The organism is Robbsia andropogonis (assembly GCF_034047095.1).
In the GTDB taxonomy this organism is placed as follows: Bacteria; Pseudomonadota; Gammaproteobacteria; order Burkholderiales; family Burkholderiaceae; genus Robbsia; species Robbsia andropogonis.
The window spans coordinates 96,077-112,358 of the sequence record NZ_CP139164.1 but is presented as its reverse complement, the minus strand read 5'-3'; the positions used below and the strand labels follow the sequence as shown (position 1 = coordinate 112,358).

The 16,282-nt window shown below is 61.6% G+C and carries 13 protein-coding genes; 10 read left to right on the top strand and 3 right to left on the bottom strand.

Annotation, left to right across the window (positions count from 1 at the left end):
- Positions 1-61: 61 nt before the first annotated feature.
- The 7 genes from SJQ66_RS00480 to SJQ66_RS00450 all read left to right on the top strand — a co-directional run bounded on the left by SJQ66_RS00480 (position 62) and on the right by SJQ66_RS00450 (position 8,854).
- Entirely contained in the window at positions 62-1,207 is a 1,146-nt protein-coding gene (locus SJQ66_RS00480) for an FAD-dependent monooxygenase (RefSeq protein WP_036011511.1), read from the top strand.
- Complete coding sequence (locus SJQ66_RS00475) at positions 1,200-1,727, top strand: (2Fe-2S)-binding protein (RefSeq protein ID WP_320533740.1); 528 nt, start codon at positions 1,200-1,202, stop codon at positions 1,725-1,727. The genes SJQ66_RS00480 and SJQ66_RS00475 overlap by 8 nt, the downstream gene beginning before the upstream one ends.
- The gene (locus SJQ66_RS00470) at positions 1,724-4,492 is read left to right on the top strand and encodes a c-type cytochrome (protein ID WP_320533739.1); all 2,769 of its coding nucleotides are present in this window, start codon (positions 1,724-1,726) and stop codon (positions 4,490-4,492) included. Before SJQ66_RS00475 ends, SJQ66_RS00470 begins: the two co-directional genes overlap by 4 nt.
- 31 nt (positions 4,493-4,523) lie before the next feature.
- The gene (locus SJQ66_RS00465) at positions 4,524-5,027 is read left to right on the top strand and encodes a MarR family winged helix-turn-helix transcriptional regulator (RefSeq protein WP_390174018.1); all 504 of its coding nucleotides are present in this window, start codon (positions 4,524-4,526) and stop codon (positions 5,025-5,027) included.
- A 100-nt stretch (positions 5,028-5,127) separates the two neighbouring features.
- The gene (locus SJQ66_RS00460) at positions 5,128-7,110 is read left to right on the top strand and encodes a hydantoinase/carbamoylase family amidase (protein ID WP_320533738.1); all 1,983 of its coding nucleotides are present in this window, start codon (positions 5,128-5,130) and stop codon (positions 7,108-7,110) included.
- 49 nt (positions 7,111-7,159) lie between these two features.
- A complete protein-coding gene (locus SJQ66_RS00455; protein WP_046153575.1) occupies positions 7,160-8,383 on the top strand; it encodes an FAD-dependent monooxygenase in 1,224 nt (407 codons plus the stop codon).
- 33 nt (positions 8,384-8,416) lie between these two features.
- Entirely contained in the window at positions 8,417-8,854 is a 438-nt protein-coding gene (locus tag SJQ66_RS00450) for a DUF3830 family protein (RefSeq protein WP_024904577.1), read from the top strand.
- A gap of 145 nt (positions 8,855-8,999) precedes the next feature.
- Here the strand turns inward: SJQ66_RS00450 and pcaG are convergent, their stop codons facing one another.
- Both pcaG and pcaH read right to left on the bottom strand, forming a co-directional pair.
- On the bottom strand, positions 9,000-9,641 hold the full coding sequence (gene pcaG / locus SJQ66_RS00445; RefSeq protein ID WP_024904576.1) for a protocatechuate 3,4-dioxygenase subunit alpha: 642 nt from the start codon (positions 9,639-9,641) through the stop codon (positions 9,000-9,002).
- Positions 9,642-9,647: 6 nt separating this feature from the next.
- Entirely contained in the window at positions 9,648-10,349 is a 702-nt protein-coding gene (gene pcaH / locus SJQ66_RS00440) for a protocatechuate 3,4-dioxygenase subunit beta (RefSeq protein WP_024904575.1), read from the bottom strand.
- Between the two features lie 229 nt (positions 10,350-10,578).
- On the opposite strand from pcaH, the gene SJQ66_RS00435 reads away from it, so the two are divergent.
- The 3 genes from SJQ66_RS00435 (at position 10,579) to pcaDC (ending at position 14,485) form a co-directional block, all read left to right on the top strand.
- A complete protein-coding gene (locus SJQ66_RS00435) occupies positions 10,579-11,505 on the top strand; it encodes a LysR substrate-binding domain-containing protein (protein ID WP_024904574.1) in 927 nt (308 codons plus the stop codon).
- A 333-nt stretch (positions 11,506-11,838) separates the two neighbouring features.
- Positions 11,839-13,230, top strand: a complete 1,392-nt coding sequence (locus SJQ66_RS00430; RefSeq protein ID WP_320533737.1) for a 3-carboxy-cis,cis-muconate cycloisomerase — start codon at positions 11,839-11,841, stop codon at positions 13,228-13,230.
- Positions 13,231-13,267: 37 nt separating this feature from the next.
- On the top strand, positions 13,268-14,485 hold the full coding sequence (gene pcaDC, locus SJQ66_RS00425; protein ID WP_320533736.1) for a bifunctional 3-oxoadipate enol-lactonase/4-carboxymuconolactone decarboxylase PcaDC: 1,218 nt from the start codon (positions 13,268-13,270) through the stop codon (positions 14,483-14,485).
- 11 nt (positions 14,486-14,496) lie between these two features.
- Here pcaDC and SJQ66_RS00420 read toward each other — a convergent pair whose 3' ends face one another.
- Positions 14,497-16,116: a DHA2 family efflux MFS transporter permease subunit gene (locus SJQ66_RS00420; RefSeq protein WP_046153558.1), complete on the bottom strand. Its 1,620-nt coding sequence runs from the start codon at positions 16,114-16,116 to the stop codon at positions 14,497-14,499.
- Positions 16,117-16,282: the final 166 nt, after the last annotated feature.

The following is a 16,282-nucleotide window of genomic DNA, read 5'->3' as shown; positions in this document are numbered from 1 at the left end:
AGCGCGCCATCCGACGCGCGTTTCCACCGATATTCCGCTTGCCGCAACAAGGAGAGGAACGATGAGCAAGGCTGGTCAACCACGTATTGCGGTCATTGGTGCGGGTTTGGGGGGCTGCGCGGCGGCAGCGCTTCTGGAGCAGGCGGGTTATCACGTACGGGTCTACGAACAGGCGCCGATGTTCTCGCGCCTGGGTGCCGGTATCCACGTGGGGCCAAACGTGATGAAGATCCTGCGTCGTATCGGGATCGAGGATGAAATGAACATCATGGGTTCGCATCCCGATTTCTGGTACAGCCGTGATTGGCAGTCCGGTGAAGCGATTTCGCGGATCCCGCTGGGCGATTTTGCCGTTCGAGAGTATGGCGCGTGTTATCTGACGGTGCATCGTGGTGATTTCCATGCACTGCTGACGCAAAAACTGGCGGCGGGCACGATCGCCTTCGATAAGCGGTTGGTCGACATCGCGGACCACGGCGACGGCGTCCGGATGACATTCTCGGACGGCTCGACCGAGACTGCGGACTTGGCGATCGGCGCGGACGGTGTCGATTCGAAACTGCGCGAGCACTTGCTCGGCCCCGAGCCACCGCGTTACACCGGCTGGGTTGCACACCGCGCGGTGTATCCGGCGCACTTGTTGGGCAAGCATGCCGCCAATGTCGATCTATGCGTGAAGTGGTGGTCAGAGGACCGTCATATGATGGTCTATTACGTGACCAGCGCGAAGGACGAGATTTACTACGTGACAGGTGTGCCGCATCCGGAATGGCCGGCTGGTGTTTCGATGCTGCCGAGTAGTCGTGAGGAAATGCGCACGGCTTTCGAGGGATATCATCCCACCGTCCAGGCGCTGATCGATGCCACGCCGGAAGTAACGAAATGGCCATTGCTCGAACGCGATCCGCTCCCTTTGTGGAGCCGAGGCCGTATCGTTCTGTTAGGTGATGCGTGTCATCCGATGAAACCGCATATGGCGCAAGGCGCCGCCATGGCCATCGAAGACGCGGCAATGCTCGTACGCTGTCTCGGCGAGACCGGCGTCGGCGATTACGAAACTGCGTTCAGGCTCTACGAGGCGAATCGTGCGGAGCGGGCATCGAAGGTTCAGCTTGTATCGCATAACAACACATGGCTGCGAACGAACGAAGATCCGGCCTGGGTGTTCGGCTATGACGTGTTCGAGGCACCGCTGCGCGATGCGTGAGCCACCGCGCTGGCCGCGTGCGGAGGTACTGTGCTTGCAGGTGAACGGCGCGGTTCGGGACGTTGAGGTCACGCCGGAAACGCCGTTGCTGTACATATTGCGGAACGATTTTTTACTGAACGGTCCGAAGTACGGTTGTGGCCTAGGGCAGTGTGGTGCGTGTACGGTGCTCCTGGACGGGGCGGCCGTACGGAGCTGCGTGCTGCCGGTGAAAGCAGCGGTGGGCCGTGCGGTGACGACATTGGAGGGGCTGTCGGACGCGATCGATGGCCGCGTCGCCGGTCCCGCTTCGATGCATCCGGTGCAGCGGGCTTTCATCGAAGAGCAGGCCGCGCAATGCGGCTATTGTTTGAATGGCATGATCTGTAGCACCGTCTCCCTGCTGACGTGTTCGCCTGATGCCAACGACGAGGATATCCGGCGTGCGCTGCGTTTCAATCTGTGCCGCTGCGGGTGTCATGTAGAGGTGTTGCGCGCAGTCAAGCGTGCGGCCATCTACATGAAGCAGGTGCCGCAATGACAGAGGCCCCCTTGAGCGGCGCGCCACATGCACGGATCGATCCTGTGAAAGTACGCCGCGTTGAGGCACGAGCACACTATCGCTGGCGTGGTGACGGCGCATCGACGGTCGCTTTGGATGCATCCGCGGCCATTGCTTGCGAGGATGGCGTCTTACCGGACGAGGGGCAGGACGGTGTCGGCTATCGATTGATCGATGTCGCGATCGGCGCTGCCGGCGCGCCATCTGATCTTGCCGACGCGGGGTGGCATTTCGCGCATGAAAGCCTGATCGACGAACTGCGCGAGGCCGTCGCCCAAGCCGGTACGCCGGTAACGCCCACGGGGCCGGCAAGTCGTGCGGTGGCCGATCGCGACGGCCGCGATGCGCGGGACCGCAGCATGCCGGGCCCTGCGACGAGCGATCCGATTGCATGGCGGGGTGCGTTACTCGATCCGGTGGAGGAGGCTGGCGGCAAGGTTTTGTTACGCGCGCTTGCGGAACGATCAGGCCCGGCGAACGCATCGATGGATGGTCGGGGTACGCGTGATGCTGCCGGCTATGTGGTCGGTCGCGGCGTGGGTTACGCGACGTTGCGCAATGACGTGGCAGGGGTGGACGGGGCAGTCGATCGCTCTATCCGATCTGAGGTTGACGACCATGCGGCGCCATCGTATGTGGCATGGATCGTGGACCTTGCCTTCGATTCGCGCACTGGAGACATGCAACTACGGAGGGTGGTCGCCGGTCGTGCAAAGGGTACCCCGCCGGCGCATGGCGCCGACGGCACGTTTCGCATCGAGGGTTTCACCGAGGCCTTGGTGTCCCAGGCATTGCGCGGGCTGGTGAATTCGATGGGCAGGTCCGTGCCGCTATTGTCCGTGCCATTCGACGAGTCCATAGGCAGCACACCATGGATCAGGACCGCGATGTCGGCAGGGGGCGTGCGTGCTTTGCATCCCCATTCGTCAACCAGATCCGCCGTCACCCTTTCCGGGCCGGCAGCCTTGCTTGACGATGCCACGCCATGCAACGGCGGCGGGACGCCGGCTTGGCAGCGCATTGCGTCCGGTCTGGCCGCGGCGGCGGTCGCCAATGCGGTATTTGCCGTGACGGGTCGACGCCAACGGTCGATGCCGGCGGCATTCAGTGATTTGGACGTGGCGGTCAGAGCGCAGACTGCGGCACCGCAGCCGGAGGATGCTGTTCACGCGCGCGCTCCTTTGCAACATGCGGCCACACACTCGGTCGACACGCAGGCGTCGCGTGATATCGGCGTGATGGCACGGGCCGATCGTCGATGGATAGGGGGATTGCTGGCCACCGCTGGTGCCATGGTCGTCGGGGCGCTGTCTTGGCAAGCGCTGGTGTCGGACGGTGCGCTGCGTCTGCTCGGTCCGCTGCGACCGTTTCGTAGCGAGATCGCGCGCGTGGCGCCGCCGCCGCTCGATACCTGGAGTGCCGCGACGATCGAACGGGGCAGACGTCTCGCCGCGGCGGCGGATTGCGCGGTATGCCACACGGCTGAAGGTGCCGTGACGAACACCGGGGGACGGCCGTTCGATACGCCTTTCGGGGTCGTCTATTCCACCAACTTGACGCCCGATGTAAAGGATGGCATTGGCGGCTGGTCTTTCGTGGCTTTCGAGCGTGCGCTGCGCGAGGGCATTTCGCGCGACGGGCGGCATCTTTATCCCGTCTTTCCGTACACGGCATTCAATAAGATCACCGATGCCGACATGATGGCGCTCTATGCGTTTCTGATGACGCGCCCGGCCGAGCGCACGCCAGCGGAATTGGCGGGACGCCATACCGTTCTTGGTTTTCCCTGGCGGGTGAGACCGTTGCTGGCCGCCTGGAATACGCTTTATCTCAATAACAAGCCGTTTCTTCCTGATCCGTCCCGAGGCGCCGAATGGTCGCGGGGCGCCTACCTGGTCGAGGCCCTGGGACATTGCGGCGCGTGCCATACACCACGTAACGCCCTGGGCGCCGAACGCAGCGGCCCGGGCGGCAAGGCGTATCTCGGCGGGGGTGACGCCGACGGTTGGCGCGCACCGGCGTTGATCGGCAGAGGCGATGCGCCAAAAGCGTGGACGGAGTCGGCGTTGTTCGACTATCTCCGCGTGGGGTTTTCACCGGAACATGGAGTGGCGGCCGGGCCGATGGCACCCGTGGTGCGTAATCTGAATACGCTGCCGGATGCCGATATCCGGGCCATCGCGCATTACATCGCATCGTGGCGGGACGATAGTAAGCCGAGCAGGGCGACGATCGATCCATCCACCACATCGGCGCCGATACGCCGACAGGCGGGGACGATCGTCGCATCGTCACCTATGGCGTCGGAGGCGGCGGTGGAACGATCAGCGACAACGACGCTGGCGACGCCCACCGATAGGGTTCGACCCTCGCGCACCATGGTGTCGCACGCTGCGTTGCAATCCGGAAAGCGTGTTTTCGAGGCCGCGTGCGCCGTCTGCCACGTGCCGCAAACGGGGGTCGGTCATTTCGGCGTACGTCCCGAAATGCATTTGAACAGCAGTATCCAAGCCGATAATCCCGATAACCTGCTACGCGTGATTCTCGCGGGTATAGACGCGCCGGCCACACCGGAGCTGGGTTTCATGCCCGGCTTCGCGGATGCCTATGACGACACGCAGATTGCCGCGCTTGCCGGCTATCTCCGGGCGGAACATGCGCCAACGCGGGGCGCCTGGACGGACCTGCGTGCCGCTTCCGCGCGCGTACGTGCCGCGTTGATTCACGAACACGCAACGCGGTAGATCCACCACGTCGATCGACTACAATCGCGCCATGCAGACCGAATCCTCTCCCCGCTCCCTTTTTCCGTCCGATGCAGAACCGGATCGCCCCGATGCCAAGATGCCGGCGGACTACGACGTGCAGCAGCAGATCGGCCATCTGTTACGCAAGGCCTATCAACGTCACCTCGCGATCTTCAGTCAAAACATCGCAGATCCACAACTCACCGCCGTGCAATTCGCGGTGCTGAGCGCCAGCCGGCGCATGGGGCCGTCATCGATGAGCGACTTGGGGAAGGCGACGGCGATCGACGCGGCGACCGCACGCGGCATCATCGAGCGACTGCGCGCCCGTGGCCTTATCGCGCTGCGTACCGATGCGTCGGACCGGCGCAAGACTGTCGTCGAACTGACCGAGGCCGGCGTGCAACGGGTGGCCGAGGCAACGCCATCGGCCGCGCGCATCAGCGAACTGACAATGGCCGAACTGACTGCGGTGGAGCGAGTGGCGGTGCTGTTCCTGCTGAGAAAACTCGCCGGGGGCGATGCGGGCTGATGTTCCGCACCCCTGGGCGCGCGTTTTCAGCAACACCAATGCAGTGAGCCTGACGCCAGGGCCGCGCTTGAGCGATAATGCGGCGCAGCGGGGGAAGGCCATGATGAAGCGAAAAATCACGATCGAACAGTTGAATGCGGAGGACGACGACGGGTTCCTCGTCGCATTGCAAGGGTTGTACGCCCACAATGAATGGGTCATTCGTCGCATCTCTGTGGCGCGCCCGTTTGTCAGTGCGCCTGCGTTGCTGCACGCATTGTGGCGCTGCGTGTCGACCGCCACCGAGGACGAGCAGTTGACCGTGATTCGGGCACACGCGGACCTTGCGGACGGGGCGGACGGTGCGGCGACGCTGGATGACGATTGGACCGTGCCCGCCACGGCCGCGAGATCGACTGTCCATGATGGAAATCCGGATGTGCCAGGAGACGCTTCCGCCGCTGCGAAAGCGCGGCGCGAGGCGTTGGCCGCGGAAAAGCGGGCCTATCACAAACGATTCGGTTTTCCGTTCGTCCTGGCCGTGGAAGGTCATGACAGCCGTGCTGCTTCCGGGTGGTCTGACGGCGCGGGGCAAGGATCACGGGACGCGGAATGGACCGCCGGCATATCGTTTGACTCGGTACTCGCGACGCTGCGGCGACGGATGCGTGCGCAACGTCGCGATGAACTTGCGGAGGCCGTCCGCCAGGTCAATCGCATCGCCGAATTGCGGCTGAACCACTTGCTTGGCCGTCAGGCGTTTCATGGCCGGGAGGTCATGCGCTGGTGCGAATTGCTGGCCGAGCATAGCGAGGACCGCCCCGGCGACGGAGCGGATGGCACTCCGGTACTTACCTGTACCTACCTGACTCCGACGCATCGCGCCTGTGCCGTCTTGATCATGGGGTGGATGCTGCAAGCCGGCATGCAAGCGCATGTCGATGTATTTGGCAACGTCATCGGCCGATATCGGTCGTCGGTGGCGGGGGCGCGCACGCTTATCACGGGCTCGCATTACGATACGGTACGCAATGGCGGCAAGTATGACGGTCGCGTGGGCATCCTGTTGCCGATATCGCTGATCGCCGAAATGCATCGGCGCGGCGAACAATTCCCGTTTCATATCGATGTGATCGCGTTCGCCGAAGAGGAAGGCGTCCGTTTCAAGACGTCGTTTCTCGGCAGTAGCGCGCTGACCGGCAATATCGACGATACGGTGCTTGCGCGCGCGGACGAAACCGGTCAGACGCTGCGTGATGTCATCGTCACGCACGCGGCGCAACTTGCCGAGGCGGGGCGGCCGAACGGTCGCGTTATCGATGATCCCGCTACGTTGTTGCATCTGGCGCTACGTGAAGCGAAGCGAGATCCGGCCACCCTAGTGGCGTTCCTGGAAGTGCATATCGAACAGGGACCCGTACTGTTCACCGAGCAATTGCCGGTAGGCGTGGTAACGGCGATATCTGGTAGCAAGCGCTATTTGGTACACCTGACCGGCGTGGCCGGACATGCCGGTGCCATGCCGATGGATTTGCGGCGTGACGCCGCTGCCGCGGCAGCGGAAATCACCCTGTATGTAGAGCAGCGCTGTAGCGGTGTGCCGACGTTGGTCGGGACGGTGGGACGGTTGGAGGTGCCGAACGGGTCGGTCAATGTGGTGCCGGGCCGCTGTTTGTTGTCGGTCGATATCCGCGCGGGAGACGACGTGGTGCGCGATGCCGCAGTGTCGGATGTCATGACACGGATACAGGCAATTTGCAATCGCCGTGGTGTGCTTGTGGAGACGGAACTGATATTGGCATCGGACACGGTGCCGTGCGCGGCGGGGTTGCAGTCCCGGTTTGGCCGGGCATTGGATCGACTGGGCGTGCCTGTGCGTTACCTGCCGTCGGGGGCGGGGCACGATGCGGTGGAAATGAGCCGCATCGCGGATGTCGGGATGTTATTTGTTCGTTGCGGTAACGGCGGTATCAGCCATAATCCACTGGAGACCGTGTCAGCCGAGGATCTCGATCTTGCGGGCGAAGCGTTTCGGGACACGGTGGATGGCCTGGCTGCCGAGGAATGGCGGAGTGTGGCGGAGCTGGATCGCATTCGAACCTGATCCGTCGCGTTGTTTTCGAGACGTTGCATTGATCGTGAGAGATGCCGCAATGGATACGAACAAACCACTCGATATCATTATCGCGGGAGCGGGCATCGCCGGGTTGAGCGCGGCGCTCGCATTACGCCGCGCAGGTCACTTGGTTCGTGTTTTCGAGCGCACCCGTGCGCTGCAGCCGATTGGAGCTGCCATCTCCGTCTGGCCGAACGGTGTGAAGGTGCTGCGCGCGCTCGGCTTGGGCGTCGGCATGGACGTCGCGGCAGGCACGATGAACACGATGAGCTATCGCGATCAGGGGGGGCATCTGATGACGCGTTTCGCGCTGCGGCCTCTCTACGAATCGGTACACGAGCGCGCCAAACCTATTGCGCGTACCGCGCTGCAGCGACTATTGCTCGAAGCGGTGGATCCGGCGCATGTGGTGCTTGGGGCGGCATGCGTCGGCTATTCGCAGGACGCCGATGGTGTGACCGTGACGCTGGACGACGGGGAAATGCACCGCGCGGACGTGTTCGTGGTGGCGGACGGCAATCGGTCCGGATTGCGCGACCAGGTGGCTGGCGTGCCGGTCCCGCGACGCTATCGGGGGTACGTCAATTGGAATGGGCGCATTCCAGTGTCGCGTGACCTGGCGGAGCCCGATGCGTGGGAGCAATTTGTTGGGGAAGGCAAGCGGGTGTCATTGATGCCGATGGGAACCGGAGGTCACCCTGGAGGACGCGGGGGGGCAATCGGCGAGTTTTACTTCTTTTTCGATGTACCCATGACGGAAGCCGAGGCGGACATGCCGGCGGAGACGGATCCGGAGCAACATCGTCGCGCGTTGGAAATGCATTTCGCGGGTTGGGCGCCGCAGGTGAAGCGTTTGATAGAGCGGCTCGACCCCGAGACGATTGCGCGGGTGGCGATTTATGATACGGACCCGGTTCCCCGGATGAACGACGGTCGCGTGGTCATGATCGGCGATGCGGCGCATGCGATGGCACCGGACCTCGGCCAGGGCGGTTGCCTCGCAATGGAGGATGCGTGGCTGCTGGCGCGAGCGTTGGACGCGGGACGGCACGATGACTTGCCGGAGGCATTGCAGATATTTGCGCAAGCACGCTTGCCGCGCGTCAGGCAGGTGATTGAGCGCGCCCGCGCCCGCGCCGCATTGCTTCACGGGAGCGACGCGACCGCGACACAAGCCTGGTACGATGAGTTGCGTACGGAAAGCGGCGAAGGCATCATTGCCGGGTTGCATAAAACAGCGGTGTCCGGCCCGTTTGGCTAGGCCCGCGCTCGATACGAACACCACACCACTACCATGACCCGAATCAAGATCACCTCTGGCGACGACGTATTCATTGCTGAAACCCACCCCGATGCACCGCATACGGTCAAGGCCTTCCTATCGTTGCTACCGTACGAACAAAAGCTGATCCATGTCCGGTGGAGCGGCGAGGGTTGCTGGGTACCGCTGGGTGATTGGAAACTGGAACTCGACGGACAGCCCGTGGGTTTCGAGAATCACACGAGCCATCCGTCCGTCGGCGACGTCTTGTTCTATCCGGGCGGCTATAGCGAGACCGAAATCATTCTTGCATATGGTTCCTGCTGCTTTGCCAGCAAGCTAGGGCAACTGGCCGGCAATCACTTCCTGACCATCGTCGAAGGCAAGGAGAAGCTGCGTGACCTGGGCGTGCGCACGCTATGGGAAGGTGCTCAGCCAGTTCGCTTCGAATTGGCGAACGCCGACGAATAAGGCGGTGCCCCACGCGCCGACGCGAGTCGTCCGGGGGTCTTGAATAAAAGGAAAGGGGCCGGGACGCATGATCCCGGCCTCTTTCCTTTCATCATGCTATCTCTCGCCACGATAGGCCATGAGCGAGATAACCGACGTTGTCGCGTTACAGGTCGAAAAACACGGTTTCCCCATCGCCTTGCATGCGGACATCGAATCGATAGGTCTTCTTGCCGGAAATCGGTTCGCGCTTGGCGATCAGTGTCGCACGGCGTTCGGCGGGCACCGTGCTCAACACCGGGTCATTGCTGTTCGCGGCCGCTTCGTCATCGAAGTAGATGCGCGTGAACGCATGCACCAGCAGACCGCGCATCAGCACGATGACATTGATGTGCGGCGCGTCTCCCGCGACGGCAACGCCTGGCTTCAACGTGTCGATCGTATAACGTGCCTTCGGGTCCGTTCCGGTACCAACGCGACCGAAGCCGCTGAAGCCGGTTTCAGCGGCTTCCTGCGGCGTGCCGATATATCGACCTTCGCTATTCGGTTGCAGAAATTCCAGCAGGGCATCAGCGATGGGCACCCCGTTCGCATCGAACACCTGTCCCGTGATCGTGATGTGTTCGCCCTTTGCCTCAGGCTGGGCGATGACGGGCGTGAACAGGCTTTCGAAGCCATAGTTATACTGCGTCGGCGTCAAGCCATAGGCAAAATACGGACCGACAGTCTGCGACGGTGTCTGCTTGAGCGGATGATCCGACGTCGTGCTGTGCTTGGCCGAGGTGGCGTTTTGTGTGGTTGTGGTCATGTCGGCTTACTCCATCGGCGTTTGTTGCGGACCGCGCAGGACGATATCGAATTGATATGCCAGGGCGAAGTCGGGCTCCGTCGTATCCAGATCGAAGCGTGCGACCAGCCGGTCGCGATAGGCTTCCGGCGTACCTTGATAGATAGGATCGAATGCAAACAGCGGATCCCCCGGAAAATACATCTGGGTCACCAGCCGCGAGGCAAAGTAATCGCCGAACAATGAAAAATGGATATGCTGCGGGCGCCACGCATTCGGATGGTTGCCCCACGGGTACGCGCCCGGCTTGATCGTCATGAAACGGTAGCGTCCATCGTTGTCGGTCATGCATCGCCCGGCGCCGAGGAAATTCGGATCGAGCGGTGCACCGTGCTGATCCACTTTGTGCACGTAGCGTCCGGCGGCGTTCGCTTGCCAGACTTCGACCAAGGTGTTGCGGACTGGTTGGCCGCCTTCGTCCAGCACACGTCCCGTGACAATGATGCGTTCGCCGAGAGGCTCACCGTTACGGGCCGCGTTGCGCGTCAAGTCGTGATCGAGCGCACCAAGCCGTTCAGCGCCATAGACCGGCGCACGCAGGTCACGCAGTTTCGCAGGGAGCGGAATCAACCCGTGGCTCGGCGCGCGCAGTGCGGTTGAGCGATAAGGGGGCGTGGAATACGCGGGCTGCGTTTCCCAATCGCGTGGGGTGATCAATACCGTGGACATGTCATGTCTCCTATTATTAGGGGCGCGTCGTGTATCCGAGCAGCGGAACGGTGCCGCTTATTGCGGGGTTTTTAATCGGCGCTGCAATGTCGACACTGTATGCTTAACTGATTCGCATGCAAAATGGTGTTTTTTCAGGGTTATCCAAACCGGCGGTTTCAGGGTGTTAACCCTTATATCGCAACCTATTCCCTTTAAAGCCACCCTGTTTCAAGTCGAAGCCGTTTTCATGAATACGCTCAATCGTATCAAGTTGCGTCATCTCCAATGTTTCCTGGCCGTCTTGCAACAGGGCAGCCTGCAGAAGGCCGCCGATGCCTTGTCGATCAGCCAACCCGCGGCCTCGAAGACTTTGACGGAGTTGGAAGACGCGCTGGGGGTATCGCTGTTTGCCCGCGGCCGTAACGGCGCGACCCCGACGCCGACGGCCATGGTCTTTCAACGACACGCCGCCGCCTGCATGATCAGTCTTCAGGATGGCGTGCATGCGGCGATGCATGCAGCGGATCTCGGTCCCGAACGCCTCCGGGTGGGTGTTTTGCCCACACTCGTCAGTGACTGGGTGAGTGACGCGATTTGTCGTTTCGGCGAAGCCTGGCCGCATGTCACGTTGTCACTGACTACCGGCACCAATCGCATGCTGTTGGACAGTATGCGCGACGCGGAGCTCGATATGGCGCTGGGGCGTATTGCTGATCCGGCGGCCATGGCCGGGCTCAATTTCGAATTCCTGCGCAGCGAGCCGCTGTGCGCGTGCGTGTCCCCGACGCATCCATTGCTATCGGAAGGCCGTATCACGGCCACGCTATTGCAGCGCCATCCGTTGATATTGCCGCCAGCGGGCACGTTGATAAGGGAAGCGGCCAATCGCATCCTCGCAACGCTGCAGGATGGCGCCGCGCTGGCCAATGGGCCGAATATCGAGACAGTATCGGTTTCGGTAGGTCGCCAGCTGACTCGCGAGCATCATTTTGTCTGGTTTGTGCCCCATAGTGCGGTGAGACTGGATGTGACACGGGGTGTGCTCGCCACCCTTCCGATTTCCACCGCCGGCTCCGAAGAGCCTGTCGGGATGATCTTGCCAGTGGATCGTCAAGCTCCCGCTGCATTGCTGGGCTGGCTGAGCTGCCTGCGCGACGCTGCTAAATTAAGATAGCGCGAATGGGTAGTGCAGTGTGTTTCGGCATGCCGGATGCAAGCGTTCCGGTCGGAACGGCGAGCATCTGGCCAGACAAGCGGACCGATGACGCACCTCGCTGGCGTTGCGGTACGTTTGCTTGATCCACCGATGCATTTCATGCGATTGCTCGACATCGGGCTGTGCCAAGAGGCGGTGGCTATGGTTTACCCGTGAAACGGGAAAAATCACGGTGATTCTTCTCCTTGCACGATTGCGTCCGTTGACAACGGTCTTGGCGGACCCCTACTATAAAAAACTTGTTCGCTTAAAGAATATACGTTCGCTGTTCGAACATACACGAGTTTATTCATGCATCCGATATCCGAGACTCCGCATTCCGGTAAGGCAAAAGCCAGCGGGCGCCTGACCGACACGCTTTACGGTGGCCGGGCGCTGCTGCCGATCTGGGATGTCGAAGCCACGCTACAACGCATGCTTGATGTGGAAGCGGCGTTGACGCGGGCCAGCGCGGAAGTCGGTGTCGTGCCACGATCGGCGGTAGAGCCGATTGCCGCCGCGTGTCGTGTCGAGAACCTCGACATACCCGCACTGCTGGATGCCAGCGCGACGGCCGGTAACACAGCCATTCCCTTGGTCAAACAGTTGACAGCGGTGGTCAAGGTCCGCGACGCGGATGCTTCGCGCTTCGTGCATTGGGGCGCGACGAGCCAGGACATCATCGATACGGCGACCGTCCTGCAGGCACTGGAAAGCTGTGACGTGATCGACGCCGCGTTGCAGCGCCTCAGCCACCAGCTCGCGACGCTGGCACGCGCCCATCGTGACACGCCGCAAGTCGGGCGAACGTGGCTGCAGCAGGCACTACCGATCACATTGGGGCTGAAGTTCGCGCAAGCGCTCGATGCGATGTTGCGCCATCGCGCCCGGCTCGCAAGCGCTCGCGAGCAAGTGCGCGTGTTGCAGTTCGGGGGGGCCGCGGGGACGTTGGCCAGTCTTGGGGCGCTTGCGCAGCCGGTGCTCGTCACCTTGGCGCGGATGCTTGATCTGCGGGTGCCGGATGTGTCCTGGCATACTCAGCGCGATCGCTTGGCCGAGTTGGCATGCGGCTGGGGCATGCTGACAGGAAGTCTAGGCAAACTTGCCAATGACGTCGCCTTGCAGATGCAAACCGAGATAGGTGAATTGGCGGAGCCTGCCGGCGCGGGCAAAGGCGGTTCGTCGACGATGCCCCATAAGCGCAATCCTGTCGGCTGCGCTGCGGTGCTGACCGCGGCGCACCGGGTGCCGTCGCTGGTGGCTACGATGCTGGGTGGCATGGTGCAGCAACACGAGCGGGCCTTGGGGGGATGGCAAGCCGAGTGGGACGCGCTCCCCGACATCGCACGGCTGACCAGCGGCGCGCTGGATGCGACAAACGCGATGCTTGATGGGTTGAATGTGGATACGGCGCGGCTGTCGGCGAATCTGGAGCTGACCCGCGGTTTGATTCTCGGCGAGGCGGTAATGCTGGCGTTGGGCGAGCGCCTGGGCCGAATGGAAGCGCATCATCTCGTGGAAGCCGCTTCAAAAGCGGCGGTAGCGCAAAAGCGGCCACTGCGCGATCTGCTACAGGAGCAGCCGGAAGTCCGCGCACAATTGTCCGAGTCGCAACTTGCGCGGTTGCTGGACCCGGCGCACTACACGGGCCAGGCCGGCGCGTTCGTCGATGCCGTGCTCGCCCGATTTGACGCTGCAAACTGATACACCAACATTCGCATATTCTGACTGGAGACAATCGATGGAGCCAAACGCGACGGATCGCGCGACACCTCAGGTGCAAGACCAATGGGCGGACGTCAATGGTGTGCGCCTGCGCTATCGTGTCGAAGGACCCGACGGTGCGCCGTGGTTGACGTTCTCTAATTCATTGGGAACGGACTTGACGATGTGGTGGTCACAAGCCGATGTGCTATCGCGTTATTTCCGCGTGCTGCGCTATGACACGCGGGGACACGGCCAGTCGAGCGCGCCGCAGGGCCCCTATACGATCGAGCAATTACGCGACGACGTCATCGCGCTATGGGATCATCTCGGCGTGACGCGTAGCCATTTTTGCGGTATCTCGATGGGAGGGTTGACCGGGCTTGCGTTGGCGATCCATCATCCGGATCGCCTGGACCGACTGGTATTGAGCAACACCGCGGCGAAGGTCGGCACGGACGCATCCTGGCAAACGCGTGTCGATACGGTGCGGGAAAAGACGCTGGCGGGGTTTGCCGATACGATCCTGTCGCGATGGTTCACGGAAGGGTTTCGGGCCGCGCATCCTGAAGCATTGACACCGTTGCGTGCCGTCCTGAAGTCCACGTCGCAGGACGGCTATTGCGCGAACTGCGGCGCGCTGGCGAGCGCAGATTTGCGTGAGCAGGCGGCCTTGGTCAAGACACCTACGCTCGTCATCGCCGGCACCTATGATTTATCGACCAGTGCCGAGCAGGGCCGTTGGCTGCATGGGCAGATAGCAGGCGCGCGGTACAAGGAGCTGGCAACCGGCCATATTGCCAATATCGAGCAAGCCTCTAACTATACGCAAGTGCTGCTGGACTTTCTCGATCGTGGCGCCTTGCAGGAAAAGACTCGCTACCAAATGGGACTGGCGGTACGCCGTGAAGTCCTTGGTTCGGCGCACGTCGATCGATCGCTTACGCATCTCACACCGTTCAACGAGGAATTCCAGGATCTGATCACCCGCTACGCATGGGGCGGCATCTGGACCCGCGACGGCTTGCCGCGGCATACCCGCAGTCTGTTGACCATTGGGTTGATGATCGCGTTGAACCGGGGCGAGGAGTTGGCGCTACATCTGCGTGCCTCGCGCAACAACGGCGTGTCGCGCGAGGAGGTCAAGGAGGTGTTGTTGCAGTGCGCGATTTATTGCGGCGTGCCTGCTGCAAACTCGGCCTTCCATTTGGCCGAAAAGATCTGGCAGGAGCAGGACCAGCAGGCCAACGACTGAAATCGGGCCAGTTAGTGCGCACCAGCAGCGGTATCCGTGCTGGCCGCGCTGCCTGAACGGTAACGCTTGGTGATCCAGATAAGCGGAATGATCGCCAGGAAGATGATGGCCGAGATGAAGAAAATATCGTTCAAGCCCATCATCGCGGCCTGCGCCGTCAGATTGAGATCGAATAAACCCCGTGCTTGTGCTTCGTTGATATGTAGCAGTTGCTGCGACTGTTGCAACGATTGCTGGAATGTCGGGTTATAGATGTTCGCCTGTTCGGTAAGCCGCTCATGATGGAGGGCGATACGATTGTTCCACTCATTGCCTGCGAGCGACGTGCCCACCGCACCGCAGAAGACCCGCACGAAATTCGACAGGCCTGCTGCCGCTGGAATGCGGCTTGGCGGTAAGCCGCTCAACGCGATCGAGGTCAACGGGACAAAGAACATCGCCATTGGGATACCCTGCAACAAGGTGGGCAAGACGAGATGGAACGTATCCACCTCCAGCACGTAGTTCGCGCGCATGAAGAAACAGATCGCGAACCCGACGAACGCCGCCGTCGCAATGATCCGGGCGTCCATTTTAGGTAGCACCTTGCCGATGATAGGGGACATGATCAAAGCAAAAATCCCCAAGGGCGCGGTCACCAGTCCGGCGTCCACCGATCGATAATTGAGGTACTGCTGCATCCATTGCGGCAGTAACACGAGATTACCGAAGAACACGCCATACGCAACACCCACAGCCGCGGTGCCGCCAAAGAAGTTTCGACCGCGGAAGAGCCGCAGGTCCACTACGGGATTCTTTTCTGTCAGCTCCCATACAACGAAGAACGCAAACCCAATCACCGCGCAGATAGCCAAAATGCGGATCACGGGGGAGGCGAACCAATCGAGGTCCCGGCCTTTGTCGAGCATGATCTGCAAGGATGCGACCCAGGTGATCAACAATGCCAGACCTATCAGGTCAATAGGGACTTTGCGCGTGGGCGTATCGCGTTTCCGGTACAGCATCCACGTTACACCCGCCGAGAAGATGCCGACGGGGATATTGATATAGAAAATCCAGGACCAGCTATAGCTGTCCGTAATCCAGCCGCCCAATGACGGTCCCGCAATAGGGCCTACCACCGCGGTCATTCCCCATAGCGCAAGCGCCATGGACGATTTCTCCTTGGGATAGGAGCTGAGTAGGATTGATTGCGACATCGGGATCAGCGGTCCGGCGACGGCCCCCTGCAAGATACGCGCCGCCAACAGGACGGGCAGGTTCGGCGCCAGACCGCATAGCCAGGAGGAGATCACGAACAGCACGATCGAGCCGACGAAGAGCTTGACCTGTCCAAGCCGTTGAGTGAGAAAGCCCGTCAAAGGAATAGAGACGGCATTGGCGGCGGCGAATACCGTGACTACCCACGTACCTTCGTCCACGGAAACACCGAGATTGCCGGAAATGGTCGGAATGGCGACGTTCGCAATCGATGAATCGAGCACGTTCATGAACGTTGCCAACGCGACCGCGAGGGTGGCCAAAATAAGCTTGCCACCGGTAAACGGGGCAGGCGCGGCAGGTGTCTGGGCACTGGCATGCGAAGGCGAACCGACGCTTGTCGAGGGAGATGTGGGAGGAGATACGCTCATGAATGTCGATCGGCCACGGAACGGCGTAAGTGTGACAGCTTTGGCGCATTGCTGCTTGGCACCAGCAGGCTAACGTCCCAGAAGAACAGAGAGATGCAGCGAGGCGGGTATGACAGGATGGTGAAAGCGGTGGGAGATTTGAAGGGTGACGCGAGGGTAAGGTGCT